This window comes from Roseateles microcysteis, from assembly GCF_036880965.1.
Lineage (GTDB): Bacteria > Pseudomonadota > Gammaproteobacteria > Burkholderiales > Burkholderiaceae_C > JAUASW01.
The window spans coordinates 55,398-81,452 of the sequence record NZ_JBAJMV010000003.1; the positions used below are offsets into that span (position 1 = coordinate 55,398).

22 protein-coding genes and 1 tRNA gene are annotated in these 26,055 nt (G+C 67.8%); 14 read left to right on the top strand and 9 right to left on the bottom strand.

The features are described 5' to 3' along the window. Window positions 1-2 precede the first annotated feature (2 nt). Together fdhD and V3596_RS09290 are read left to right on the top strand one after the other, a co-directional pair. Window positions 3-869 carry a formate dehydrogenase accessory sulfurtransferase FdhD gene (gene fdhD, locus V3596_RS09285; RefSeq protein WP_334277431.1) on the top strand — a complete coding sequence of 289 codons (867 nt, stop codon included), beginning with the start codon at window positions 3-5 and terminating at the stop codon, window positions 867-869. Then, a complete protein-coding gene (locus tag V3596_RS09290; protein ID WP_334277432.1) occupies window positions 859-1,083 on the top strand; it encodes a formate dehydrogenase subunit delta in 225 nt (74 codons plus the stop codon). The genes fdhD and V3596_RS09290 overlap by 11 nt, the downstream gene beginning before the upstream one ends. 23 nt (window positions 1,084-1,106) lie before the next feature. Here the strand turns inward: V3596_RS09290 and V3596_RS09295 are convergent, their stop codons facing one another. After that, window positions 1,107-2,159, bottom strand: a complete 1,053-nt coding sequence (locus V3596_RS09295; RefSeq protein WP_334277433.1) for a serine hydrolase domain-containing protein — start codon at window positions 2,157-2,159, stop codon at window positions 1,107-1,109. Between the two features lie 3 nt (window positions 2,160-2,162). Continuing rightward, window positions 2,163-3,308 (bottom strand): NAD-dependent epimerase/dehydratase family protein, encoded by a 1,146-nt coding sequence (locus V3596_RS09300; protein ID WP_334277434.1) that lies wholly within the window; start codon window positions 3,306-3,308, stop codon window positions 2,163-2,165. A gap of 103 nt (window positions 3,309-3,411) precedes the next feature. On the opposite strand from V3596_RS09300, the gene V3596_RS09305 reads away from it, so the two are divergent. Then, window positions 3,412-4,239 carry an alpha/beta fold hydrolase gene (locus V3596_RS09305; protein WP_334277435.1) on the top strand — a complete coding sequence of 276 codons (828 nt, stop codon included), beginning with the start codon at window positions 3,412-3,414 and terminating at the stop codon, window positions 4,237-4,239. Here V3596_RS09305 and V3596_RS09310 read toward each other — a convergent pair. Next, window positions 4,215-6,215 (bottom strand): OPT family oligopeptide transporter, encoded by a 2,001-nt coding sequence (locus V3596_RS09310; RefSeq protein ID WP_334277436.1) that lies wholly within the window; start codon window positions 6,213-6,215, stop codon window positions 4,215-4,217. The two genes, V3596_RS09305 and V3596_RS09310, sit on opposite strands and share 25 nt — an antisense overlap. 137 nt (window positions 6,216-6,352) lie before the next feature. Beyond that, complete coding sequence (locus V3596_RS09315) at window positions 6,353-6,919, bottom strand: hypothetical protein (RefSeq protein ID WP_334277437.1); 567 nt, start codon at window positions 6,917-6,919, stop codon at window positions 6,353-6,355. 146 nt (window positions 6,920-7,065) lie between these two features. Here V3596_RS09315 and V3596_RS09320 point away from each other — a divergent pair, with 146 nt between their 5' ends. The 11 genes from V3596_RS09320 (at window position 7,066) to V3596_RS09370 (ending at window position 19,573) form a co-directional block, all read left to right on the top strand. Next, window positions 7,066-7,374 carry an antibiotic biosynthesis monooxygenase family protein gene (locus V3596_RS09320; RefSeq protein ID WP_334277438.1) on the top strand — a complete coding sequence of 103 codons (309 nt, stop codon included), beginning with the start codon at window positions 7,066-7,068 and terminating at the stop codon, window positions 7,372-7,374. A 263-nt stretch (window positions 7,375-7,637) separates the two neighbouring features. Next, entirely contained in the window at window positions 7,638-8,180 is a 543-nt protein-coding gene (locus tag V3596_RS09325) for a DUF7482 domain-containing protein (protein WP_334277439.1), read from the top strand. A 166-nt stretch (window positions 8,181-8,346) separates the two neighbouring features. Beyond that, entirely contained in the window at window positions 8,347-9,621 is a 1,275-nt protein-coding gene (locus tag V3596_RS09330) for an efflux RND transporter periplasmic adaptor subunit (RefSeq protein WP_334277440.1), read from the top strand. A 31-nt stretch (window positions 9,622-9,652) separates the two neighbouring features. After that, window positions 9,653-10,375: an ABC transporter ATP-binding protein gene (locus tag V3596_RS09335; RefSeq protein WP_334277441.1), complete on the top strand. Its 723-nt coding sequence runs from the start codon at window positions 9,653-9,655 to the stop codon at window positions 10,373-10,375. Window positions 10,376-10,399: 24 nt separating this feature from the next. Beyond that, complete coding sequence (locus V3596_RS09340; protein WP_334277442.1) at window positions 10,400-11,713, top strand: TolC family outer membrane protein; 1,314 nt, start codon at window positions 10,400-10,402, stop codon at window positions 11,711-11,713. Then, entirely contained in the window at window positions 11,710-13,011 is a 1,302-nt protein-coding gene (locus tag V3596_RS09345) for an ABC transporter permease (protein WP_334277443.1), read from the top strand. The genes V3596_RS09340 and V3596_RS09345 overlap by 4 nt, the downstream gene beginning before the upstream one ends. A 10-nt stretch (window positions 13,012-13,021) precedes the next feature. Then, window positions 13,022-14,254, top strand: a complete 1,233-nt coding sequence (locus V3596_RS09350) for an ABC transporter permease (RefSeq protein WP_334277444.1) — start codon at window positions 13,022-13,024, stop codon at window positions 14,252-14,254. Window positions 14,255-14,266: 12 nt separating this feature from the next. After that, on the top strand, window positions 14,267-15,568 hold the full coding sequence (locus V3596_RS09355) for an ABC transporter permease (RefSeq protein ID WP_334277445.1): 1,302 nt from the start codon (window positions 14,267-14,269) through the stop codon (window positions 15,566-15,568). Between the two features lie 13 nt (window positions 15,569-15,581). Continuing rightward, window positions 15,582-16,799: an ABC transporter permease gene (locus V3596_RS09360; RefSeq protein WP_334277446.1), complete on the top strand. Its 1,218-nt coding sequence runs from the start codon at window positions 15,582-15,584 to the stop codon at window positions 16,797-16,799. 19 nt (window positions 16,800-16,818) lie between these two features. Continuing rightward, window positions 16,819-18,156, top strand: coding sequence for a sigma-54-dependent transcriptional regulator (locus tag V3596_RS09365; protein WP_334277447.1), 1,338 nt, complete (start codon window positions 16,819-16,821; stop codon window positions 18,154-18,156). Between the two features lie 19 nt (window positions 18,157-18,175). Beyond that, window positions 18,176-19,573 carry a sensor histidine kinase gene (locus V3596_RS09370; protein WP_334277448.1) on the top strand — a complete coding sequence of 466 codons (1,398 nt, stop codon included), beginning with the start codon at window positions 18,176-18,178 and terminating at the stop codon, window positions 19,571-19,573. A 40-nt stretch (window positions 19,574-19,613) separates the two neighbouring features. Here the strand turns inward: V3596_RS09370 and V3596_RS09375 are convergent, their stop codons facing one another. The 5 genes from V3596_RS09375 to amaB form a co-directional block, all read right to left on the bottom strand. Then, window positions 19,614-21,512, bottom strand: coding sequence for a diguanylate cyclase domain-containing protein (locus V3596_RS09375; protein WP_334277449.1), 1,899 nt, complete (start codon window positions 21,510-21,512; stop codon window positions 19,614-19,616). A gap of 343 nt (window positions 21,513-21,855) precedes the next feature. Beyond that, window positions 21,856-21,940 (bottom strand) — tRNA-Leu (locus tag V3596_RS09380). Window positions 21,941-21,988: 48 nt separating this feature from the next. After that, complete coding sequence (locus V3596_RS09385; RefSeq protein ID WP_334277450.1) at window positions 21,989-23,410, bottom strand: FAD-binding oxidoreductase; 1,422 nt, start codon at window positions 23,408-23,410, stop codon at window positions 21,989-21,991. Then, window positions 23,404-24,417 carry a DUF1338 domain-containing protein gene (locus V3596_RS09390; RefSeq protein WP_334277451.1) on the bottom strand — a complete coding sequence of 338 codons (1,014 nt, stop codon included), beginning with the start codon at window positions 24,415-24,417 and terminating at the stop codon, window positions 23,404-23,406. Before V3596_RS09390 ends, V3596_RS09385 begins: the two co-directional genes overlap by 7 nt. A gap of 62 nt (window positions 24,418-24,479) precedes the next feature. Next, on the bottom strand, window positions 24,480-25,991 hold the full coding sequence (gene amaB / locus V3596_RS09395; RefSeq protein WP_334277452.1) for an L-piperidine-6-carboxylate dehydrogenase: 1,512 nt from the start codon (window positions 25,989-25,991) through the stop codon (window positions 24,480-24,482). Between the last annotated feature and the right edge of the window lie 64 nt (window positions 25,992-26,055).

The window sequence follows — 26,055 nt, forward strand, 5'->3', positions numbered from 1 at the left end:
CCATGCCCTTGAGAGCAAAGCGGCCCGCGGTCGCGGTCGAAGCCTGTCAAGGCGCACGCTCCTTGCCGGTGCGCGGCGTGCGCGCGGGCCTGAGCTTCGAGCAGCAGGACTGGGTGGCCGAGGAAGTGCCGGTGGCGCTGGAGTTCAATGGCGTCTCGCATGCGGTGATGCTGGCCACGCCGCTGGACCTGGAAGACTTCGCCCTGGGCTTCTCTCTCACCGAAGGCCTTCTGCAAGGCGCGGAGCAGCTCTACTCGGTCGAAATAGAAGCGTCCGAACTCGGCATCACGCTGCACTGCGAAATTGCCAGCGAAGCCTTCGCCCGATTGAAGGAGCGCCGCCGCAGCATGGCCGGCCGCACCGGCTGCGGCCTTTGCGGCACCGAGAGCCTGGCGCAAGTGGCGCGCGAGCTGCCGCCACTTCAGGCCGGTCATCCCCTGAGCCGGGGCGCCATTGCCCGCGCCATGGCCCAGCTCAACGAGCAGCAGGCCTTGCAGCAGGTCACCGGCGCCGTGCACGCGGCCGCCTGGTGCACAACCCGCGGTGAGGTGCAATGGCTGCGCGAAGACGTGGGCCGCCACAACGCACTGGACAAGCTGATCGGCGCGCTCGTCCGGGATCGGGTCGATGTGCGCCAAGGCTTCATCGCCATCACCAGCCGCGCGAGTTTCGAGATGGTGCAGAAGGCCGCCTTTGCCGGCGTGCCGCTGCTGGCGGCCGTTTCAGCCCCCACCTCATTCGCCGTGGCCACGGCCGAGCTGGCCGGCATGACCCTGGTCGGCTTCGCCCGCGAGCAAGACCTGGTGGTCTATTGCCACGTCGAGCGCCTGGCCCTGCAGGACGAACAGAATCCAAGCCATGCAAATTGACAAGCTGGTCTCGATGGCCAACCAGATCGGCAGCTTCTTTGCCGCCATGCCCGACCACCAGGAGGCGCTGGACGGGATTGCCAACCACCTCAAGAAATTCTGGGACCCGCGGATGCGGCGCGAGCTGCTCGCCCATGTCGACGCAACAGCCGACAGCGGCCTCATGCCCCTGGTGCTGGAGGCCCTGGGGCGGCACCGCGCGATGCTGGGCTGAGCCGAGCGCCGACCCTTGCGTGCTCAGGGCCGGCGCGGCAGCCGCGCCCCGTGCACGAGCCGGATCAGCTGAACCAGGTCGCCGTCATTGAAGCGATAGTCCTCGCGTTCGGTATCGACGCGATGCACCATCACCAGGCCATGCCTGGGATAGACGCCGAGCATGTGCACGCCGGCGCCGGTGTGGAAGAACGAGGGGCGCTCGTTCCCCGGCTCAGGCACCAGCACGTCCCACAAGAGCCCATACGCCAAACCCCAGCGCGGCTCGATGATGGAGATCGGCTGCGTGCTGCGGTCCACCCAGCTCGCGGGAATCAGTTGGCGGCCCTGCCACTGCCCGCGCTGCAGCCACAGCTGGCCATAGAGCGCAAGGTCGTGTGCCGAGAGGCGCAGGTGATAGGCCCGGTAGCGTGAGCGATCGGGTTCCAGCTGGTAGAAGCCATCGACCTCGGGCTGCTCTCGTTCACCGACCTTGCCCTGGTAGTCCAGCATGCCCAGGGGTTCAGCGATATCGCTCCGGAATGCGTCGTAGATGCGCCGGCCACTGGCTTTCTCGAACAGGAAGCCAGCGACGTTGAAATCCCAGTTGTTGTAGTAATAACGCTCACCAGGCGCAGCACTGTGGCGGGCGGGCCTCCCGGCCGCCATGCCGGCAGACTCGGCGGCTGCCGGCAGATAGACGCCGGAACGCGAGGCCAGGAGGTCGACGACACGGGCCTTCTTCTCGGCGGCACTCAGTGGCGTGTCGTCATCGATGCCCAGCTGCTCGAGCGTGGCATCCAGCTCGATTTGCCCGCGCGATTCGGCGATGCCGATCAGGCTGCTCAGCAAGGCCTTGCGCATTGAATGCACAAGCCGCTTCCTTCTGATGTCGCCCCATTCGAAGAAGACCTTGCCATCGTGCAGGAGCAGGAGCGATTCGGAGCCGGACTTCCCCAGGAACTCGGGCAGCGCCGCCAGCTTCTCCTTGGAGTAGCCGGCAGCGTCGGGCGTGATGCGCTGGAACGCATCGGCGCGGGCGAATGACGAGGGCAGCAACAGTGCAAGCGTCAGCAGCGCTGCATGCCGCCTCTTCATCGCTCAGGCCCCGAGCTTGGCCAACAGCTCGGCCTCGCGCTCCGGCTTCAGGCCGGCACGCAGCGGGCCGTTGCGCCGCTTCTCGTCCAGCGTGGCCCACCAGGCAAGGTAGTCGGTCGTCGTCTGGCCCACGCTGCGGAAAGTGAGGCCCGCCTTCACCGCACGCGCATTGCTGCGGCGGTGAAAGCCGGCGGTCTCGCCGCCGCCGGGCACCCAGACCGGCAGGTCCATCCAGGCGCCGACCTTGTTCTCCTCGAGAAACTTCTCGGAGGCCTCGACGAACTGGGCCTTGTTGCCCACCGCCTCGTTGATGCCCTTGAGCATGGCGCCCATGCTCATCTCGCCGGCCGGACCAAAGGCGTTGAAGTCACCGAACGTGCGTTGCTCGGCCATGCGAATCGCCCATTCGGCGATGTCACGGCCATCGATGAACTTGACCGGGTCCTGCAGCGGCGGGACCAGGGTCTTGCCGCCGCGCTGCAGGCGGTGGGGCCAGTAGCTGAAGCGGTCGGTCTCGTCACCCGGGCCGACGATCAGGCCGGGGCGGATCACCGTGGTCATGCCCGCAAAATGCTTGTGCGCCTCGTCTTCGCTCAGCGCCTTCAAGGGGCCGTAGAGCGCCATGTTCTTGCGCAGGTCGGCCGTGGTTTCCTTCATCGCGTCGGCGCCCTTGTAGACGGCGCGGGCGCCGGTCTCGTCTTCGCCGGGCTTGCCATTGCTCTCGTAGACCGAGACCGTGGAGATGAAGATGTAGTGCTTGACGTTGCCCTTGAGCACCGCGGCGGCATCACGCACCCAGAAGGGCACGCTGGTCGGGTTGTCGATGCAGACATCCCATTGCCGGCCCTTCAGGGATTCGTAGTTGTTGACGTCGCGATCGCCGGTCAGCTCTTCCACCGCGGCCGGCCATTCCTTCGGACGGCGGCCGCGGTTGAACAAGGTGACCTTGTGGCCGCGCGACAGCGCATAGCGCACCTGGTGCGGGCCGGTGAAGCCGGTGCCACCGAGGATCAGGATGTTGAGTGGGCGTGGTGCCGCGCCGGCCTCAGTGCTCAGGCCAGCACTGGCCATGGCAGCCAGGCCAGCGGCCAGCAGGTCGCGACGCGGCAAGCCGGCGCCCTGTTCTCGATGCAGAAAAACTTGACGCATGTCGAATACTCCAGGTCATCGCGGGAACAAAATCAGGACCGACAAAGCATAGCCGCGACCACAAGGCCGGCTGAAGGTCAGGCCCGCCAGCGAAGGTTCATCCATGCCGCCGCCCTTGCTCGAACGCCACCAGGTTCGCATCATCGGGCGCCTCGACGCGCCGGACACGCTGGTATTCGTCCATGGCTTCGGCACCAGCCAGCAGGCCTGGCAAGCGGTGGCTCAGGCCTTCGAGTCCAGCCACCGGCTGGTGCTGCTCAACAATGCCGGCTGTGGCGCCGGGGCAGGGCTCGGCGCGCAGCGCCATCGCTACCTGAACCTGCGGGCCTATGCCGAAGACCTGGTAGCGATCGGCGCTGCCCTCGACCTGCAGGGCGCCACCCTGATCGGGCATTCGGCCGGCGCGATGATCTGCGCCCTGGCCGCCTTGCGGCAGCCAGCCTTGGCCCGGCGGCTGGTGCTCATCGGCGCTTCGCCACGCTACCTCGACGCCCCTGGTTATGTGGGCGGGTTCAGCGACGCCGACCTGAACGCGCTCTACCGTGCCGTGACCCTGAACTACGAGCAATGGGCCGAGGCCTTCGCGCCGGTGATGATGGGCAACCCGGACCGTCCGGCACTGGCGCTGCGCCTGGCCGATTCGATCAAGAGCATTCCCCCCGAGGACGCGCTGACGACGCTGTGCGCGATCTTCCAGTCAGACCATCGCGCCGACCTGGCGCAGCTGCGTCAGCCGACGCTGCTGATTCAGGCCCACGAGGATGCAGCCGTGCCCCTGTCCGTGGCCGAGTACATGCTGGACAAGATCCCGCACGCCCGCCTGGCCCTGATCGAGGCCGCCGGGCACCTGCCGCATGTCAGCGCCCCGCAGCAGGTGGTGGAGGCGATAGCCGACTTCCTGGCCGTTCAGCCTTTGGCCACTCCGCCCTGACGCAGGATCCAGCGGTAGACCACGAACACCACGGCAGCGAAGCCGACGCCGCCCAGCCAGACACCATAGTGTTCGGTGAACTCGCCGCCGACCAGCCCCAAGGGGAAGTCCTGGCCGGAGAACACCACCAGGGCCGCGATGATCACGCCCAGCAGGCCTTCGCCGACGATCATGCCGGAGGCCAGCAGCACGCCCAGCTGCTTGCTGAACTCAGGCTTGGCGCTGCGCTCGGCGCGGCGTTCGTAGATGTGGCCGACGATGGCGCCGATGCTGATCATCAGCGTGGTCGAGGTCGGCAGGTAGATGCCCAGGCCCACGGCCAACGGCGGCATGCTGGCGCCCTTGACGTTCTTGCGCAGCAAGGCGTCGACCACGATCATCACCACGCCGATCAGGGCGCCGATGCCGATCAGGTTCCAGTTCAGGTCGCCCTGGATCACGCCCTTGGCCAGTGCCGAGATCAAGGCGGCCTGCGGTGCGGCCAGCGCCTTGGCGGGGTCGGCACCGGGAGCGCCGGTGAATCCATAAGCCTGGTTCAGGAGGTCCAGCACCGGCGGGATCACCAGCGCGCCGGCCACAACGCCGATGACCAGCGCCACCTGCTGGCGCCAGGGCGTGGCGTCCACCAGTTGGCCGGTCTTCAGGTCCTGCATGTTGTCGTTGGCGATCACGGCCACGGCAATCACCACGGCAGTGACGAACAGCGCAAAGGCCACCAGCGCCGGATGCAGCGAGGCAGGCACCAGCGGCTTGATCACCGACACCAGCAGGAGCGAGATGCCGATGACGACCAGGATGCCGACGCCCGACAGCGGGCTGTTCGACGAGCCGACCAGGCCGGCCATGTAGCCGCAGACGGCCGAGACGAAGAAGCTCATCAGCGCCACATAGGCGACGCCACCGATCACCAGCAGGCCGACCTGCTCACCCAGGCCGGCACCTTGGGCGAACTGGGCCAGGATGAAGCCGATCGGCAGCATGCAGACCGCGGTGATGGCAGCCACCCAGCCGATGGGAATGTCCTGTTCGGTGCGCGGCAGACTGGCGCCCTGGCCAGCCTTGCGCTTGCGGGAAGCGGCCATGGCCGCACGCAGGCCGGCGGTGACCGGCTGGGCCAGCTTGATCAGGGTCCAGATCGCGGCCACGCCGATGGCGCCGGCGCCGATATAGCGAACCTTTTCCTTCCACACCGTGACCGCCAGCTTGGCGGCCTCAGGGATGGCGCCATTGCTGGCGGCGTCCTGGAGGCCCGAGAAGTAGGGAACAGCGACGACCCAGGCAATCGCGGCACCCAAAAGCGAGGCGATACCTACCCACAGGCCCACCAGGTGGCCCACGGCCAACAGCGCGAACGACAGCGCAAAGGTGTAGCCGGTGGCGCCGCCACGGCCGCCCTCGCCGAGGCGGAAGAAGCGCTGCACTTCAGCCGCGAACAACTGCGAGGCGATCACCAGGCTGAAGCCGGCGGAGACCACAGCGCCGGTCAGGATGGCCATCAGGCCCTTGCGGTTCTCTTCAGCGGCCTGGCCGGCATCGGCTTCCTGGAAGCCGACCTTGAGCACCTCGGCGCAGGCCACGCCTTCCGGATAGGGCAGGTCAGAGTCCGTCACCAGCGCGCGGCGCAGCGGAATTGAATACATGACGCCCAGCACGCCACCGAGTGCGCAGATCGTCATCGTGGTCCAGTACGGGAAGCCGTTCCACCAGCCGACCATGATCAGGCCCGGCAGCACGAAGATCACCGAGGAGATCGCGCCGGCGCTGGATGCGACCGTCTGCACGATGTTGTTCTCTTCGATCGTGGTGTTCTTGAAGCGGCTCAGCAAGGCCATCGAGATCACGGCAGCCGGGATCGAGGTGGCGAAGGTCAGGCCGGCCTTGAGGCCGAAATAGACGTTGGCAGCGGTGAAGATGAAGGTGATGACGATGCCCAGAAGCAGGCCGCGTACGGTCAGCTCGCTGGGACGATCGGGCATGGTGTGGCTTGTGGTCACGGGCAGGCCTTGCTGGAGGTTGGTCTTGTGAGGCGCGCATGGTCGATGCGCGCGCGTCCCGCATCATCGGGACTCGGCGCGCATTGTGACTTGGTAGATGCCCGGGGCCGCGCGCGGCTTCAGCGGCCGGTGGTGATGGTTCCCAGCACGCCGGTGCTGGTGCAGTTGCCATTGGCGTCGCAATAGGTGCGCGAGCTGGAACGGGCGCCACCATTGCCGTTGCCCCTGGCCAGCCCCGGGCATTGCGCCAGGTTGAAGCTGGGCGGGCCGCCCTCGTAGCCGCCCATGCCTTGCGCCGTCACCCAATAGCGGGCCGGCAGCACCGGGGTCTGGCAGAGCATTTCCAGATAGGTCTTCTCGCCCACGGTGAGCTGGCGGCCATTCAGGAAGACACCCGAGCTGCCCTTGGAGGCATCGGTCTTCAGCGCACCACCCAGGGCCAGGCCGGGCAGCATCTGGCCGGCGATCGGCTGGCCTTCCAGGCCCCAGGCTCCGGACTGAGCGTCGTACCAGTAGCGCCCGGCGGCTATTGCCACCGGATAAGCCTGCTGCAGGGCGCGCAGGGTTTCGGGTTTGAGTTCGCTGCCGTTGACGAAGACGCCGGTGCCGGCCGCCAGGCCCGGCGTGGACGCAAGAACGAGCAGAACGAAAGCGACGCCGTCAGCCCCATTGCGTGCAATGCCCATGATGTGCTCCTGGCAACCATCCGAGCAGTCAGGATGCGCCGCTACTGGCGCGACGTCAATTCCGCCATTCGGCGCAGCGCGCCTCGCAACACGCCATCGGCAGCGCGCTAGCATCTGCCTTCATTTCGCTCTTGCCCGAGTCCGCCATGATTCTTGAAGTCGCCGACATCCGCATCCTGCCCGGCCAGCAGGCCCCGTTCGAAGCCGCCATTCGCCAGGGCGTGGCCACGGTGATTTCGCAAAGCCCCGGCTTTCTGCGATACCAGCTGCAGCGCGGCATCGAGTCGCCCGAGCGTTTCCTGCTCCTGATCGAATGGGCGACGCTGGAAAACCACACGGTGGACTTCCGCGGCGGCCCCTTGTTCGCCCAGTGGCGCGCCATCGTGGGGCCCTTCTTCGCCGAGCCGCCCAAGGTGGAGCATTTCGAGGCCTCAGCCCCGCAATCGACGCCCTGAACCGGGGCCCGGTCCGGTCAATACCCCCCTAGGAAAGATTCTTTACAGGCCAGCAATGGCAGGCGGCGCGAGGTCTGAGCAGAATCAGCTCATTCATCCCGTGATGTCGCCCGCCATGCACCTCGCTCTCACTCCCTCGCTGCGCCGCGCTGCCCCGCTGCTGAGCACGCTGGCGGTGGCCGTGCTGGCCGTCGGCGCCGCCTTGCTGCTGACGCTGCTGGCCTGAGCTGTAAGGTCTGCACCGGCTGCAGCGACCTAGCGCCATGCGCCCATACATTCCTGCCATCGCTCTCAGGCTGCTGCACTGCCTGCCCCTCCTCGTTCTTGCCGCTTGCGCGGCGCCGGCGACGCACGTCGGCCTGCCCTTGCAGCAAGCCTGGTTCGAGGGCCTCAAGGTCGATTACGTCACCACCGACATTTCCGACGCCGCCATGGCTAGTGCAATGGGTGTCAACCATGTCCCGGCCCTGGCCCAGGCACTGGCGCCGGTCGCGCCAGGCCGGCCGCGCACGCCGGTCGAGCGGGTCTACAAGTTCGCCAATGGCGAGCAGCTGAGCATCTTCCCCTCGGTGCCCAGGCCCGTGGGTGGCGCCAACGCCGACGCCAGCTACAGCCCACTGTGGGCCCTGGTCGAGGTGCGCTGGAAGGCCGGTGCCACACCCAGGCTCTTGAGCTCCGAGGAGGCGCTGCTGGCCGCCGAGCAGGCCGGCCAGGTCGAGCTGCGCCACACCGGCATCGTGGTCAATTGCCCGGTGGTGCGCACGCCTGGTGGCGGGGCCCTGAGCGGCCTGCGCGACCTGCGCTGAGGCCGCGGTGACCGTCCGCCGGCGTCCGGCCGGCCGTCCACGACTGTCCGCGGACACATTGCCCGCCGGGTCGACGCGCCCAAGTGTTTGATTTTGCTCATGTTCTCCAGCATCGCCAGATGGCACGGCGCTTGCAAAAGCTGTCCCGACTTCCCCACGGACAGCCATGACGATTCGAGACACCTCCGCCACCGACCAGTTGCTCCCCGAGAAGAGCTTCACCCAACGCCGCGCCGTCTGGATAGGCGCCGGGGTCGCCACCCTCGCCGCCCTGTTCTTCCTGGCACCCGCCGCCAAGCGGATGCTGGCCTCCGACACCTCGGTCCAGTCCTCACGCCTGGCCCTGGCGCAAGTGCTGGTAGGCCCGCTGACCCGCGATGTGGCCGGCGAGGGCAAGGTCGTTGCCGCCAACAGCCCCACGCTCTACGCCGGCAACGCGGGCACGGTGACGCTGAAGATCCAGGCCGGCGACGCCGTCACCAAGGGTCAGGTCTTGCTCAGCCTGCAAAGTCCCGACCTGCTGGCCAAGCTGAACCAGGAAAAATCCAACGCCGATGCGCTGAAGAGTGAATGGCTGCGCGCCGAGGCGGACGCCCGACAGCAACGCGCCCAGGCGGCCAGCGGCCTCGAGACAGCCACCATCGCACAGAAGACCGCGCAGAACGACCTGCAGCGTCAGACCCAGGCCTATGCCGCCGGTGCCACGGCCGGCATGCAGGTGGACCTGGCGCGCGACGCCGTGGCCCGCGCCGACGTGGCGCTGAAGCAGGCCCGTGAGCTGCTGACGCTGAAGGAAGATGCGCTGAAGTTCGAGCTCGCCGCCAAGCGCCAGGCCTACGAGCGCCAGCAGCTGGTGGTCTCCGACCTGCAGCGCCAGCAGGAAGAGCTGTCGGTGCGATCGCCCGTTGACGGCCAGGTCGGCCAGTTGTTCATCACCGACCGCATGAGCGTGGCCAAGGACGCCAAGCTCCTGACCGTCATCGACCTCAGCGCCCTCGAAGTGCAGATGCAGGTGGCGGAGAGCTTCGCCCGCGAACTGCAGGCTGGCATGCCGGGCGAGATCTCCGGCAATGGCAAGACCTGGAAGGGCCGCGTCAGCTCGATCTCGCCGGAAGTGGTCAACAACGAAGTCTCGGCGCGCCTGCGCTTCGAAGGCGAGCAGCCGGCCCAGCTGCGCCAGAACCAGCGCCTCTCGGTGCGCGTGCTGCTGGACCACCGCGAGAACGTGCTGCAAGTGGCTCGTGGCGCCTTCGTCGATGAAGGCGGTGGCCGCATCGCCTATGTGATCCAGGACGGCCAGGCCGTGCGCCGCCCCATCCGCCTGGGCGCGCAAAGCCTGTCGCAGGTCGAGGTGCTGGAAGGCCTGAAGCCCGGCGAGACCGTCGTCATCTCGGGCACCGAATTCTTCAAGGGCGCCGAGCGCGTCACCCTCAGCAACTGATCGATAGAACCATCACGTCCAAGGAAACACCATGCTGAAGATGCAATCCCTCTCCAAGGTCTACCGCACCGAGATGGTCGAGACCCACGCGCTGCGCGATTTCAACCTCGAAGTGAAGCAAGGCGAGTTTGTCGCCGTGACCGGCCCCTCGGGCTCGGGCAAGACCACCTTCTTGACCATCGCCGGTCTGCTGGAAGCCTTCACCGGCGGCAGCTACCTGCTCGATGGCGTGGACGTCAGCCGCATGAACGACGACCAGCGCAGCCGCCTGCGCAACCAGAAGATCGGCTTCATCTTCCAGGCCTTCAATCTGATTCCCGACCTGAACGTGCTGGACAACATCGAGGTGCCCCTGCGCTACCGCGGCATGAAGAGCGACGAGCGCCGCCGCCGCGCCCGCGAAGCGCTGGCGCGCGTGGGCCTCTCTGCCCGCGAGAAGCACTATCCGGCAGAGCTGTCCGGCGGCCAGCAGCAGCGCGTGGCGATTGCCCGCGCACTGGCAGGTGAGCCGCGCCTGCTGCTCGCCGACGAGCCGACCGGCAACCTCGACAGCCAGATGGCCCGCAGCGTGATGGACCTGCTGGAAGAGCTGCACCGCGACGGCGCCACCATCGTGATGGTGACCCATGACATGCAGCTCGCCGCCCGCGCCCAGCGCAATGTGCATGTGATGGACGGCCAGGTGGTCGACATGACCGCCGACCTGCAGCTCGAGCGCGCGATGCGAGACACCGCACACCACGCTGCAGCCTGAAGCCCGCCTTCTCTCTCTCTCACCATGCCGTCTCTGCTTCGTCACTCCGCCCTCGCCCTTGCCTGCCTGCTGGCGCTCCCTGCCCAGGCTGAGGATCTGCTGGAGGTCTATGCGCAGGCCCGCGCGGCCGACCCGCGTCTGGCGCAAGCCGGTGCCCGCCGCGGCATCCAGCAAGAGCTCGCTGTGCAGGCCCGCGCCGAACTGCTGCCCAGCTGGACAGCCAGCATCGGCGACACGCGCACGCAGCCGGGCGGTGCAGCGAGCCGCGGCATCTCGAGCAGCATCAGCCAGACGCTGATCGACCTGAGCCAGTGGAAGCGGCTCGATGCCGCCCAGTCTGAACTGTCAGCAGAAGACGCCCGCTGGCGCGCCGCAGAACAGCAGCTCTGCGCCCGCGTGGCGCTGGCCTACTTCGGCGTGCTGTCGGCCCAGGCCGCCTTGGCCACGGCCGAGGCGAACGAAGGCGCGTTCGCAGCCCAGGTTTCGCAGGCACAGACGCGCTTCGAGACCGGCCTGGCGGCGCAGATCGACGTCGAGCAGTCGCGCACCTTCCACGAACTGGCCCGTGGCACCACGGTCCAGGCCCGTCAGAACCTGATGGACGCCCGCGAAGCGCTGGCCGAGATCACCGGCCGCATGCCGGGTGAACTGCGCCCCCTGATGCTTCAGCTGGACGTGATGCCGCCCGAGCCGGCCGACCCCGCCGCCTGGGTCGAGCGAGCGCTGGCCGGCAACCCCGAGCTGATCGCTGGCAAGGCGCAGCTGCAGGGCAGCGAGTACCGCGTCGACGCGGCCCGCTCGGCCCACCTGCCCACACTCAGCGCCGGTGTGGAAAGCGACCGTCGCACCAGCGGCAGCGGCGTGCCGCCGCTGGACATCGGCCGCACCCAGCACCAGATCGCGGTGCGCCTCACCATTCCGCTGTTCGCCGGCGGCGCCACCGAATCGCAAAAACGCCAGGCCATGTACCAGCGCGACAACCAGCGCGAGCAGGTCGAGATTGCCCGCCGTGCGCTGGTGCGTGAAACACAAGCCCAGTACCAGGCCGTGCTGGCCGGGCTGGCCCTGGTGCGCAGCAGCTCGGCGGCTGTTGCGGCCGCCGATCGCTCGCTCACCGCCACGCGTGCCGGCCAGCAACTGGGCACCCGCACGATGACCGACCTGCTGCTGGCCATCCAGGTGCAGGCGCAGGCCCAGATGGCGCAAACCCAGGCTCGCCACCGCTATGTGCTGGCCACGCTGCTGCTGCGCCAGGCCGCAGGCGCCCTGGGCGAAGCCGAGCTGGCCGCCGTCAACGCCTTGCTGCAACCCGCCGTGAGCGGAGGAGCCAAATCATGATGCTCGGCTACTACTTCGACCTGGCCCTGCGCGCCTTCAAGCGCAGCCGGGCCTTGAGCGCCCTGATGGTGCTGGGCCTGGGCCTGGGCATCGGCGCCTGCATGACGACGCTGTCCGTCTATCACGTGCTCTCCGGCGACCCGATGCCGGGCAAGAGTGACAGGCTCTTCAATGTGCAGCTCGATGCACGTGGCATGGTCGGCTACAAGCCGGGCGGCGAGCCCAACCTGCAGCTTTCGCGCTTCGATGCCGAGGCCCTGCTGCGCGACAAGCGCGGTCTGCGCCAGGTGATGATGAGCGGCGGCCGGGTCTCGGTGCGGCCGGAGACCGGCAAGGCCTTCTTCCCCTCGTCCCGCTACACCTCGGCCGACTTCTTCACGATGTTCGAAACGCCGTTCGCCTTCGGCAGCGGCTGGGACGCTGCCGCCGACGCTGCCGCCGGCCGCGTGCTGGTGATCTCGCATGAGCTCAACGAGCGGCTTTTCGGTGGCGCCAACAGCGTGGGCAAGACGCTCACCGTCGGCAGCGTGGCCATGCAGATCCAGGGCGTGCTCAAGCCCTGGCGCCCGGCCCCGCACTTCTATGACCTGCACGTGGGCAATTACGCCAAGGCCGAGGACATCTACCTGCCCTTCGCCACGGCGGCGCAGCTGCGTTTCTCGCGCTCGGGCAATATGTCTTGCTGGGCCGAGGCACCGGGCGGCGACCCGCTCGCGCTCAATGCGCCCTGCGACTGGATTCAATACTGGGTCGAGCTGGCCAGCCCGGCGGAGGCCGCCGGCTATCGCGATTACCTGGTCCAGTACTCCGAGGCGCAGCGCAAGGCCGGGCGCTTCATGCGGCCCGCCAATGTGCGCCTGCGCACGGTGATGGAATGGCTGGCCCACCGCAAGGTGCTGCCCGGCGACATCCGCCTGCAGGTCTGGCTGGCCTTCGGCTTCCTGCTTGTGTGCCTGACCAATGCCGTGGGTCTCTTGCTGGCCAAGTGCCTGCGCCGCTCAGGCGAGATCGGCGTGCGCCGAGCCCTGGGCGCCTCGCGACGCGCCATCTTCTCGCAGTTCCTGGTCGAAGCCGGCGTGCTGGGCGCGGCCGGTGGCGTGCTGGGCCTGCTGCTGGCCTGGGGCGGCCTGTGGCTGGTGCGCCTGGGCCCGAGCGACTACGCCAGCCTGGCGCGCATGGACTGGGAAATGCTCGGCCTGACGCTGCTTCTGGCCTTCGTCGCCAGCCTGCTGGCGGGCCTGCTGCCCGCCTGGCGTGCTGCCAGCGTGACGCCCGCCCTGCAACTCAAGACCCAATAAGGAGGGCGCCATGGACCTGATGCCCATTCTCTCGACGCTGCGCCGCCACAAGACCGCGGCCGCGCTGATCGTGCTCGAGATTGCCCTGACCTGCACCATCGTCTGCAATGCCCTGCACCTGATCTCGCAGCGTGTGGCCGTGCTCAACAATGATCTCGGCATCCCGGAGTCGGAGTTGCTGGTGGTGGACCTGCGCGGCCTCACCAAGGTGGACAGCACCGACACCGACGCCGGCACGCAACGCGACCTGGCCGCCCTGCGCGCCCTGCCCGGCGTCCGGACGGCCATGATCGTGAACCAGGTACCCTACGGCGGGAACAACAACAGCAGCGGCGTCAGCCTCTCCCAGGACGAGCAAGCACAGCGCATCGAAGCTTCGCAGTACGAAAGCAGCGAGGGCATGATCAAGGGCCTCGACCTGAAGCTGGTCGAGGGTCGCGACTTCGAGCCGCAGGAGATGCTCAACGGCAGCGCCTTCCAGGGCAACAGCGAAGGCGTCAACATGCCGGCCGTCATCATCACGCGCACGCTGGCCAAGCGCCTGTTCCCGAACGAATCCGCGGTGGGCAAGCAAGTCTTTGTCTTCGGCGACAAGCCGCAGACCGTGGTCGGCGTGCTGGAACGCCTGAGCCCGCCGAGCCCCGCCCGCTTCACCGGCGACGACGGCAATGTCTCGATGCTGCTGCCGCTGCGGCCCTCGTATGCCGGCGGCAGCTATGTGATCCGCGTGGAATCGAGCCAGCGCGAAGCGATGCTGCAGAAGGTGGTCGCCACGCTGGAACAGCAGGATGCAAACCGGGTCGTCATCCGCCAGCGCCTGCTCAGCGACATGCGCGAGGAGTACTACAAGCAGGACCGCATGATGGTCTGGCTGCTGGGTGGCGTGTGCCTTGCGCTGCTGGTGGTCACGGCCCTGGGCATCGTCGGCCTGGCCAGCTTCTGGGTGCAGCAGCGCACACGGATGATTGGCACGCGGCGCGCGCTGGGCGCCACGCGCGGCCAGATCCTGCGCTACTTCCAGGCCGAGAACTTTCTGCTCAGCAGCGCCGGCATCGTGCTGGGCGTGGTCGGTGCGCTGGGCTTGAGTGCCGTGCTGATGCGCAACGCCGAGATCGCCGGCCTGCCCTGGAGCTACCTGCCGGTCGGCGCCCTGACGCTCTACCTGCTCGGCCAGCTCGCCGTGCTCGCGCCGGCCCGCCGCGCCGCCGCACTGCCCCCAGTGGCCGCGCTGCGCGGCAACTAAGAGGAAGACGAGATGATGATCAAGTATTACTTTGAACTCGCGCTGCGCAGCTTCCGGCGCAGCCCCGGGCTGACCGCGCTGATGCTCCTGACCATTGCCATCGGCGTGGGCGCCTGCATGACCACGCTGACGGTGTTCCATGTGCTGTCGGGCGACCCGATTCCGGCCAAGAGCGGGCAGCTCTTCAACATCCAGCTCGACGCCTTTGCCCTGCGCGGCTACAAGCCCGGCGACGAGCCTCCGCTGCAGCTGACCCGCTATGACGCCGAAGCGCTGATCCGCGAAGCGCGTGCCGACCGCCAGGTGATGATGACCGCCGGCGGCGTGGCAGTGGAGCTGGACGGCCAGAAGCCGACCTTCACCACGGCGCGCTACAGCACGGCCGACTTCTTCGCGATGTTCAATGTGCCGGTCCGCCTGGGCCGGACCTGGAACGCCGCCGACGACAAGGCTGCCGCCCGCGTGGTGGTGATCTCGGACAAGCTCAATGAGCAGCTGTTCGGCGGCGGTGATCCGCTGGGCAAGGTCATCCGCATCCGCGAGAAAGACCTGACCATCATCGGCGTGCTGGGCAAGTGGCGGCCGGTGCCGACCTTCTACGACATGACCATCGGCGCCTACCGCAATGCCGAAGACGTCTTCGTGCCCTTCACCACAGCGATGGACCTGAAGTTCGGTTCCATGGGCAATTTCAACTGCTGGGCCGAGCATGCGCCCAGCACCAGCCGCGACAGCGGCGCGCCCTGCGCCTGGATCCAGTACTGGGCCGAGCTCGGCACACCCGAGAAGGCCAGTGCCTACCACCAGTACCTGAAGGACTACTCGGAACTGCAGCGCAAGGCGGGCCGCTTCGAGCGCCCGACCAATGTGGGCTTCTACAAAGTGATGGACTGGTTGAACAAGCAGGAGGTCGTGCCCAGCGACATCAAGCTGCAGCTGTGGCTGGCCTTCGGCTTCCTGACCGTGTGCCTGGTCAACACCGTCGGGCTCCTGCTGGCCAAGTGCCTGCGCCGCTCGGGCGAGATCGGCGTGCGCCGCGCCCTGGGTGCGCCGCGTCGGCAGATCTTCCTGCAGTTCCTGGTCGAGGCGGGCAGCCTGGGCCTGGCTGGGGGCTTGCTGGGCCTCGTGCTCACGGGCCTCGGCCTTTGGGCGGTACGCAATGGCTCGGCAGACTACGCCGGCATGATCGAACTCGACACGGCGATGCTGCTCACCACCCTGGGCCTGGCCCTGCTGGCCAGCCTGGCCGCCGGCCTCCTGCCCGCCTGGCGCGCCACGCAGGTGACGCCGGCCCTGCAACTGAAGACCCAATAAAGGGAGCCGAGCCATGGACCTGATGCCCATTCTCGCCACGCTCAAGCGCCACAAGACCGCCGCCGGCCTGATCGTGCTGCAGGTGGCCCTGACCTGCGCCATCGTCTGCAATGCGCTGTTCCTGATCTTCCAGCGCGTCGAGCGCATGGAAGCCCCCAGCGGCATCGTCGAGGACGAGCTGCTGACCTTGCAGGTCTCCACGCTCACACGGGTCGAGAACCCCGATGCGGTGACCAGGCTGGACCTGCAGATGCTGCGTGCATTGCCCGGCGTCAAATCGGTCAGCCTCGTGAACCAGATCCCGTTCAAGGACAACTTCTGGGCCACTGGCGTGCGCCTGAAACCCGATGGCCAGGAAGACGGGATTGGCGTGGCCAACTACATGGTCTCGGAGGGCTGGCTGCAGACCCTGGGCCTCAAGCTGTTGGAGGGCCGCGACTTTGCCAACGAGGAATATCGCAACCAGAGCGAGATGGAGAACGATGCCAAGGCCGGCGTGTCGGCCGTGCTGATCAACAAGGCCCTGGCCGAGAAGCTGTTCCCCGGCAAGCCGGCCGTTGGTCAAGCCTTGTACACCGGTGGTGACGAGCCCGCGCGCATCGTCGGCGTGGTCGAGCGCCTGGTGTCGCCGCAACCGGGCGGCAACAGCAGCAACCAGCTGCACACCTTGATCCAGCCGATCCGCATGAGCTTCCGCGGTGGCGTGTTCCTCGTGCGGGTGGCGCCTGGTGAACGTGAGGCCGTGCTGAGCAAGGCCGCTGCCGGGCTGGAGAAGATGCAGGCCCGCCGTGTGGTGCGCGAGAAGAGCCTGTTCACCGACCTGCGCGAGACCTACTACCGCCAGGACCGCAACATGGCCTGGTTGATGGGCGCCGTGTGCATCGCGCTGCTGCTGGTGACCGCCTTCGGCATCGTCGGCCTGGCCAGCTTCTGGGTGCAGCAGCGCACGCGCATGATCGGCACCCGCCGCGCCCTGGGTGCCACCCGCGGCCAGATCCTGCGCTACTTCCAGGCCGAGAACTTCCTGCTCACCTCGCTCGGCCTGCTGCTTGGCATGGCTGCGGCCTACGGCATCAGCGTGCTGCTGATGAAGAACTACGAGCTGCCACGCCTGCCGCTGTTCTATCTGCCGGTGGGCGCGGTGACGCTGTTCCTGCTCGGGCAGCTGGCGGTTCTTTCGCCCGCACGGCGCGCAGCGGCCTTGCCCCCTGTAGCCGCACTCCGGAGTTGAGCGCTATGCTGCGCAGCCCATGCGCACCGTACTGATCATTGACGACAACCCCGGCGTTGGCGAAGCGCTGAGCCTCTTGCTGTCGCTGCACGATATTGCAGCGCACTACGCCGCCACGCCCGAGCAGGGCCTGGCCCTACTCGCCAGCCGGCCGGTGGACCTGGTGATCCAGGACATGAACTTCAGCGCCGACACCACCTCGGGCGAGGAAGGTCGGGCACTGTTCCAGCAGATCCGCGCACGTTCACCCGACCTGCCGGTGATCCTGCTGACCGCGTGGACCCAGCTCGAGCAGGCGGTGGCGCTGGTGAAAGCCGGTGCGGCCGATTACCTGGCCAAGCCCTGGGATGACGCCAAGCTGCTGGCCACGGTCGAGAACCTGCTGGAGCTGGCCGAGTCGAATGCCGAGGCGCAGCGTGGCCGCCAGGCTCGCCGCGCGCGCATCGACAGCCTGCGCCAGCGCTTCAAGCTCGACGACCTGGTGTGCGCATCGGATGCGATGCTGGCAACGCTGGAGCTGGCTTGCCAGGTGGCGCGGGCACCGCTGCCTGTCTTGATCACCGGCCCGAACGGCAGTGGCAAGGAGCGCATCGCCGCCGTGGTGCATGCGAATTCCGCTGCGGTCGGCGGTCCCTTCATTGCCTTGAATTGCGGCGCGCTGCCGGCCGAGCTGATCGAGGCCGAGCTGTTCGGCGCGGAGAGTGGCGCCTTCACCGGTGCCAACCGGGCGCGCGAAGGCCGCTTCGAGGCGGCCAATGGCGGCACGCTGTTCCTGGACGAGATCGGCAACCTGCCGCTGGCGGGCCAGGTCAAGCTGCTGCGCGTGCTGGAGACGGGCCGCTTCGAGCGCCTCGGGTCCAGCAAGACGCGCGAAACCCGGGTGCGCGTGATCAGCGCCACCAATGCCGACCTGAAGGCCATGGTGGCGCAGGGCGCTTTCCGCGAAGACCTCTACTACCGCCTCAATGTGGTGGAGCTGCGCCTGCCGGCCCTGGCCGAGCGGCGCGAAGACATCCTGCCGCTGGCCGAGCATTTCCTGGCCGGTGCCGCGCGCCTGTCAGACAGCGCGCGGGAGTTCCTGCTGGCTCACAGCTGGAGCGGCAATGTGCGCGAGCTGAAGAACGTGATGGCCCGCGCTGCGCTGCTGTGCCGCGATGGCCTGATCATGCCGGCCGACCTGGGCCTGGAGCTGAACACGGCGGCGGCGCCGCGCAATCTTGACGATCCCGGTCGCGATGCCATCCTTGCCGCGCTGCGCAATGCGGGCGGCGTGGTGGCCCGCGCGGCCCAGCAGCTGGGGCTGTCGCGCCAGGCGCTGTACCGGCGCATGGAACGCTACGGCATCAGCAGCGAGTAGGCGCCGAGTGAGTCTTGCGATGCTACGCGGCAGCCTGCACAGCCGCCTCCTGATCCTGCTGCTGCTCAGCGGCATTGCCTTCATGCTGGTGCATGCGGCGCTTGTGCATTGGCCCTTGCCGCAAGTGCTGGAATGGCTGGACTGGGGTTCAGCGCCGCAGGCCTGGGGATGGGTCAGCCTGGCCTTGAGCACAGTCCTGATGCTGCCTTGGTTGATCTGGCTCGCCAACTGGCAACTGGGACCCCTGGAGCGCCTGTTGCGGGCCCTCGAAGGCGCGACGCTGAGTTACCGCGATGGCGACTACAGCAGCTCCATCGCGGCGATCAGCGGCGGTGGCCGCGAGCTCGAGGCGCTGGCCCGCGCACATGCCGAGCTGGGCCTGGCGCTGCGGGAGCAACGCACGCAGCTGGCCCAGCGCGAGCTGCTGCTCGACACCCTGGTGCAAAACACACCGGTGGCGCTGTTGCTCTGCGCTGTGGAGCAGGATCAGCAGGACGGCGTGATCGTCTACGCCAACCTGGCCGCGCGCCAGCTGATGGACGAGGGCCGCAGCCTGACGCGCCGCCGGCTCGCCGAGCTGCTGGTCGATGCGCCGCCGGCCCTGCGCGAGGCGCTGCAAAGCCGAGAAGACCGGCTGTTCAGCATCGACGATACGGTGCATGGCACCGAGGAGCGCTTCCATCTTTCGCAGCGCCGCCTCCTGATGCAGAGCAGGCCGCATCGCTTGATCCTCCTGCGCCGCATGACACGCGAACTTTCGCGCCAGGAGGTGGCCAGCTGGAAGCGGGTGATACGCGTGATCAGCCATGAGCTGAACAACTCGCTGGCGCCCATCTCCTCGCTGGCGCACAGCGGCGCCGAGCTGGTGCGGCGCGGGGACGCTGAGCGCGCGGGCCAGGTATTTGCCAGCATCGGCGCGCGCGCCGCCCACCTGCACAGCTTCCTGGCCGGCTATGCCAGCGTGGCCAAGCTGCCAGCGCCGCACCTGCAGACGATTGCCTGGCCCGAGTTTGTCGCCGGCCTTCTGGCCCAAGGCGACCTGACGCTGGACGGCCCGCTGCCCGAGGGGCCGGCGACCATCGATCCGGCCCAGGTCGAGCAGGCGCTGATCAACCTGGTCAAGAACGCCCACGAGGCCGGCGGCGAGCGTGCGGACGTGACGCTCTCCATCCAGGCCCAGGGCGACCAGTGGCGCCTGAGCGTTAGCGACCGCGGCCCCGGCATGAGCGAGGCCGTGCTCGCGCAGGCGCTCCTGCCCTTCTACTCCACCAAACGCAGCGGCACCGGCCTCGGCCTGGCCCTCGCCCGCGAGATCGCCGAGGCCCATGGTGGCGGCATCGCGCTGGCCAATCGGGAAGGCGGCGGCCTGCAGGTGAGCTTGTGGCTGCCCAAGCTGTCAGCGGCTCCCGGCCCGTAAAGCTCGGCTTCGCGCGAATCCCCGAGATTGCGGCGCAAGCTCAGACAGCCGAGCGCAGCACATAGCGCTGCCCTCCAGCGCGCTTGGCCTCGTAGAGCGCCGCATCGGCCTGGGCCAGCAGCTGCTCGGCGGTCTGGCCTGCCTGGCCCTCGTGCAGTGCCACGCCGATGCTGGCGGCGGCGTCGAGCCGCAGGCTGCCCAGCACCATGGGCTCTTCCATCGCCTGCAGGATCTTCTCGGCCACGGCGGTGGCATCGCCGGCCTCGTTGAGGCCTTCGACGAGGATGACGAACTCATCGCCGGCCAGGCGGACCACGGTATCGGTGGCACGTACACAAGCCTGCAGCCGCCTTGCAAACGCCTGCAGGACCGCATCGCCAACAGCATGCCCGCGCTCGTCATTGATCGCCTTGAAGCGATCAAGGTCCAGGAACAGCAGCGCCAGCTTCCAGCCCTCGCGTTGCGCCCGCACCAGGGCCAGCGCCAGCCTTTGGTCGAGCTCGCGACGATTGGGCAAGCCGGTGAGTGCATCGGTGCGGGCCATATCGGCCAGTTGCAGCTGCGCACGCTTGATCGTCGTGACATCGGTGCTGAGCGCGAAGATGCCCACCACGCGGCCATCGGCCTGCAGGTCCGGGATGTAGTCGTTCTGCAGATGGCGCAACTGCCCCAAGGCTTCGGAGCTCAGCTCGACCTGCACCCGTCGGCCGCCGAGCGCCGTCCGCAGATGCGGCTCGCGCTGCGCAAACAAGTCGGGGCCGATGACTTCGGCCAGCGGGCGCCCGATCACGGCGGCGGGCGCCACCCCGAGCCACTCGTGGAATGTGGCATTGGCATAGCGCAGCCGCAGGTCCTGATCGAGGTAGGCAATCAGGCCCGGCAGGGCATCGGCAATGACCGCAAGCCTGCGTTCGCTGGCGCTTGCCCGGGCCTCGCTCTCCTTGCGCTCGGTGATGTCCAGCGTCACCGAAAAGAAGCCCCGAGTCCTGCCATCGGGACCCAGGTCGGGCACGTAGTGCTGCGCGAAGTAGTGCAGGCGGCCTTTGATTTCGCTCTGGCTCTCGAAGCGCACCGCCTCGCCACTCATCACCCGGTCCATGAAAGGTTGCAGGGCGGCGTCGGCGTCCGGCCCGCGCACCGCCCCTACCGTCTTGCCCAGCACGTCGTGCGGCGCAATGTCATAGAGCCGGCGTACCTGCTCGTTGGCAAAGATGATCCGGCGCTGGCGATCAAACTGGGTGATCAGCATCGGCACATGGTTGGCGATGCGGCGCAGCCGCCCTTCGGCCTCGCGCAGCTTCGCGCTCCCGCGCAGGACCTGCCACAGGGCCAGTGTGGCGAAGACTGCCAGCAGGCTCAGGCCAAGCAGCAGGATCAGGCGCGTGGTACCGGCATCGGCAGCGAGGTCGGCCGCGAGCCCGCTGCGCTCATCACGCAGCGCCGCCATCAGGACGCCGAGTTCGCTGGGCAGGCTGTCCATGTCGCTCTTGCCCCGGTCGCTCAGCATGATGGCGAGCGCCTTTTCATGCGCCCCTTCCCGACTCAGCTCGATGCTGCGCTTCAGCTCTTCGCGCTTGTCCCGGACCAGCTCGAGCACGCGGGTCAGGCGCGCCTGCTGCGAGGGCACTGTCAGCATGCGGCTCAGCTCGTCCAGGCGATGGTCCAGCTCGTGCACCGCCTCTGCATGAGGCCGCAGATAGGCGTCCCGGCGGGTCAGCAGAAAGCCGCGCTGGCCCGTCTCTGCATTCAGCAGCGCGATCATCAGCTGGTTCAGGCCGCGCAGCTGCTCGCTCACCTGATGCTGGCGCTCGACCATCGCCACGGCCTGCTGTGCCCGCAGGGCGAGCAGGCCGGTCACGGCCGCCATGGCCAGCAAGGCGATCAGCAACAGCGTGACGCCCGCACCCATGGAATCGCTTCGCGCCGCCGCTCGCTGCATGCTGCCTCCTGCACGCCCTGATCCACCCTGATCCTGATAGCTCTTTGCGAACGAGTTTAGAACGGGAAGTCCCGCCAGGCATGGCTTGTTTGCGGGGTGATCCACAACGCAAAAGGCCGACGCTTTCGCATCGGCCTTTCTTGATTTGGCGAATGAAAAAGGCCAGCACTCTCGTGCTGGCCTTCTGCATTTGGTGCCCAGAAGAGGACTCGGTCACGTCCCGCGACCCCGGCGCCGCAAGCATGCGGACGCCATTCGATTCCTCCCGCAAGGTCCGCAGGGACCTTGCTTTCTGGGCGCACAACGCAAAAGGCCGACGCATTCGCATCGGCCTTTCTTGATTTGGTGCCCAGAAGAGGACTCGAACCTCCACGGAGTTACCCGCTAGTACCTGAAACTAGTGCGTCTACCAATTCCGCCATCTGGGCTAGTTTCTCTGCGCCTGCCGGGTCACCCCGTTCAGCGAAGAGGCCGCACTATAGCACTGATTTCCAGACCGGCCCGAAACTTGTCAGCCCGAGCGTCTGGCGCGGATCGAACAAGGACTCGACCTGGCCCGAGAGGCGCAGCACGGCCGGCTCGGTCAGCGCGCGGTAGTCGGCCTGCAGCGAGGGGCCAATGCCATGCTCGGCACTGAAGCTGCCACCCAAGTCCGCACAGATGGCATAGATGCCGGAGCGCAGGCGCGCCATTTGTTCGTTATCAAGCGGCGGCGCTGACTTGGGCCAGACCAGGTTGCAGTGCATGCCACCGTCGCCGAGATGACCGAAGTCGGCAACCAGCGCCTGGGGGAACTCGGCTCCGAGCCAGGCACCCGCCAGTTCGCGCATGCGCATGAAGTGGCGGCGTGGCAGGCTGAGATCAAAGCCGATCACGCGCCCCTGCTCGCGCAGGCCTTCGCTGATGCCATGACGCAAGGACCAGACGGTGTCGTCCGCCCCGAGCACCGCATCGACGACGGCGCCAGCTTCGAACTCGCACTCCAGCCATCGCTGCAGCAAGGCATGGAGGTCCAGGCTCGCGGCAGGCAGCTCACTCGACAGCTCGAGCAACAGGGCATAAGCCGGCAACTGGCCACCGAACAGCCGGCCGGGGTCGCCGCGCAGATGAAGTGCCGCCTGCAATGCGGCCGCCGACATGCCTTCGAAGGCGCTGACCATGCCAGCCAGTTCGCCAGCCATCGCACGCTGATAGAGCGGCATCACCGCCTCCAGACTGGCGGGCGCGATGAGCGCCGAGGCCTGCTGACGCGGCAGGGGATGCAGCTTCAGTGTGGCTTCGGTGATCAAGCCCAGCGCGCCCGAGCTGCCGACCAGCAGATGCTGCAAGGCCAGCCCGGCGTTGTCCTTCTGCAGGCCCCGGCCCAGGTGCAAGACCTGGCCCTCGCCCAGCACCGCCGTCAGCGCGAGCGTGTTGGCCCGCACATCGCCATAGCGCAGCATGCGCGTACCGCCGGTGTTGTGGGCCAGCATGCCGCCGATGCTCGGGTCGGCACTGAGGTCGATGGGAAACCACAGGCCGTGTGCGGCCAGGCGTTCATTCACTTCCGAGAGACGATAGCCGGCCGACACCCGCAAGGTCCGATCCAGCGGGTCGAACTCGAAGACCTCGCGCAGCCGCTCGGTGGTCAGCAGCACGTGCATGGAAGCATCGGTCGGCGTGCCTGCCTGCACAAGACCCGTGTGCGCGCCCTGCGGCACCAGGATCAATTCATGGCGCGCGCACAGCTTGACCAGTGCCGCGACCTGCGCCGTCGTTGACGGCCGCACGAGTGCCGCGGCCTGGCCCGCCGCATAGCGGGCCGGTTGCAGGTAGCGCGGCTCGATGGCCGGGCCGGCCACGACGAAGCCCGCGCCGCAGACCTCGTCCGCGGCGCGCAGGAACTCGTCCATCAGCATGCCGAGGATTCGGCAGCCGTCATCTTGAAGATGCCTGTTGCATTGCCGGCGTCGAAGCGCAGGTCCAGGCCGCCCTCGTCCTCATTGGCTCGCTGAATGAGCTCATGAAAGGAGCCCGGCACGGTGCGCGTGACGATCTGGCTGCCATGCAGGAACTGGCGTTGCACCTGCGCCGCGCGGAAGGCGGTCTGGCGCACGCGGCCGGAGGCCGAAGTCTCGATGCTGGGCTTGATCGGGCGGTCCAGCGAGCGCTGCAGCGCGGCCACGGCCTCGATGTCGACAACGCGGTCGGTCGCATGGTTGAAGGCATTGCCCTCGGTCGCGATCCAGGCCATCTCGGCCGATTCGCCGAGCAGGATTTCGTAGTCGCGCCACGTGAAGAGCGGATGCTGGCGGGCGAAGCAGCCAATCAAGGCAGGCAGCAAGGCCTGCGCCTGCTCGGTGGCCAGCGAGCCATCTCGGGCCAGTTGCTCCAAGAGGGCCAGGTGGACCGGGGACAAGGGGTCGCGCGAATCGCCGATCACGCGGCTGACGGCTTCCTGGAACTCGAGCGTGAACTCTTCAGGGTGCAGCTCGGAGACGAAGAACTGCGCGATGTCCTCCGGGAAGTCGGCATGGCGCCAGCTGCGGCCGGTCATCTTCAGCTTGGGCAGCGGATAGTTCTCGGCCCGCAAGAAGCCAAGCGGCCGCAACACGCGCGTGATCGCCGCCTCGCCGGGCGGCAGCGCGCCGCTGGGCCAGGCCACGGTGCGCAGCGCGCCATGGTCGAACACCACGCGCTCGCCGGCGCGCTGGCAATCGGCCACATAGGCGGCACCGACCGGCACGCGCTGCAGCACGTCGCGGAACAAGGCCAGGTTCAAGGCCTGCGCCAACTCGGCGCGGCTGATCGTCTCCGCCGCCGGCTTCAGGAGCGCGGGCGTGACATGGACCTGGGCAAAGAGTTCTTTGGCCGCCGCGTCGCCCAGGGTGGCAACGAGCAGGCGGCCAAGGCCTGTTTCAAGCATGGGGGGGGTACTCCGTGGGGCGGGCCCGCACGGAGCCCGCCGTGTCAGTCTGTCAATCGCGATCAGATATCGAACTTGACGCCTTGGGCGAGGGGGAGCTCGCGCGAGTAGTTCACGGTGTTCGTCGTGCGGCGCATGTAGGCCTTCCACGCATCGGAACCGCTCTCGCGGCCACCACCGGTTTCCTTCTCGCCACCGAACGCGCCACCGATCTCGGCGCCCGAGGTGCCGATGTTGACGTTGGCGATGCCGCAGTCCGAACCGCTGGCGGCCATGAAGGCCTCGGCCTCGCGCACGTCGTTGGTGAAGATCGCCGAGGACAGGCCTTGCGGCACATCGTTCTGGATCGCAATCGCCTCGTCCAGCGTCTTGTACTTCAGCGTGTACAGGATGGGGGCGAAGGTCTCGTGCTTCACGATGGCCGTCTGCGAGGGCATGCGCACCAGGGCCGGCTGGGCGTACCAGGCGTTCGGGTAGGTGTCGGCCAGCGCGCGGTCGCCGCCACTCACTTCGCCGCCTTGCTCGCGGGCTGCCTTCAACGCAGCTTGCATGCCGTCGAACGAGGCCTTGTCGATCAGCGGGCCGATCAGGTTGCCGGGCTCGACGGGGGACCCAATCTTCAGTTGCGCGCGGGCGCGGTCCAGGCGGGCGACCAGCTCGTCATGGATGCTCTCGTGAGCGATCACACGGCGCGTGGTGGTGCAGCGCTGGCCGGCCGTGCCGTAGGCGCCGAACAGGATGCCGCGCACGGCCAGGTCCAGGTCGGCGCTGGGCGTCACGATGATGGCGTTGTTGCCGCCGAGTTCGAGCAGGCAACGGCCGAAGCGGGCCGCCACGCGAGGGCCAACGGCACGGCCCATGCGGGTCGATCCGGTGGCCGAGACGAGGGCCACCTTTGGGTGATCCACCATCGCCTCGCCGACAGCTGCACCGCCGTTCAGCGTCTGCGACAGATGGGCCGGCGCGGCATGGCCGGCGGCGATGTAGCGCTGCAGCGCCTTGTCGAACAGGGCCTGCGTGGCCAGGGCTGTCAGCGGGGTCTTCTCGCTGGGCTTCCAGACACAGGTGTCGCCGGCTACCAAGGCCAGGGCCGAGTTCCAGGCCCACACGGCGACGGGGAAGTTGAAGGCCGAGATGATGCCGACCACGCCCAGCGGCAGGTACTGCTCCATCATGCGGTGGCCCGGGCGCTCGCTGGCGATGGTCAGGCCATGCAGCTGGCGCGACAGGCCGACGGCGAAGTCGCAGATGTCGATCATCTCCTGCACCTCGCCCTCGCCTTCGCTGGTCACCTTGCCGGCTTCCAGCGACACGAGGCGGGCCAGGTTGGCCTTGTTGGCGCGCAGCTCTTCGCCGTAGAGGCGCACCAGCTCGCCACGCTTCGGTGCGGGCACATTGCGCCATTGCAGGAAGGCGGCGTGGGCACGCTCGACAGCGGCCGTCATCTCGGCAGCCGTGGCTTCGTGCACAGCGCCCAATTGCGCGCCATCGATGGGCGAGCGGACGGTCAGCGAGCCGCCGGTGAAGGCGGAGGAAGGAACGCCCAGGGCGTTCAGAAGTTCAGAGGTGTTCATGTGGGGATTGTCCTTTTTCGTCCGACCGCGCGCTGGCAGGCGCGCGGTTCTTCGTCAGGCGTCG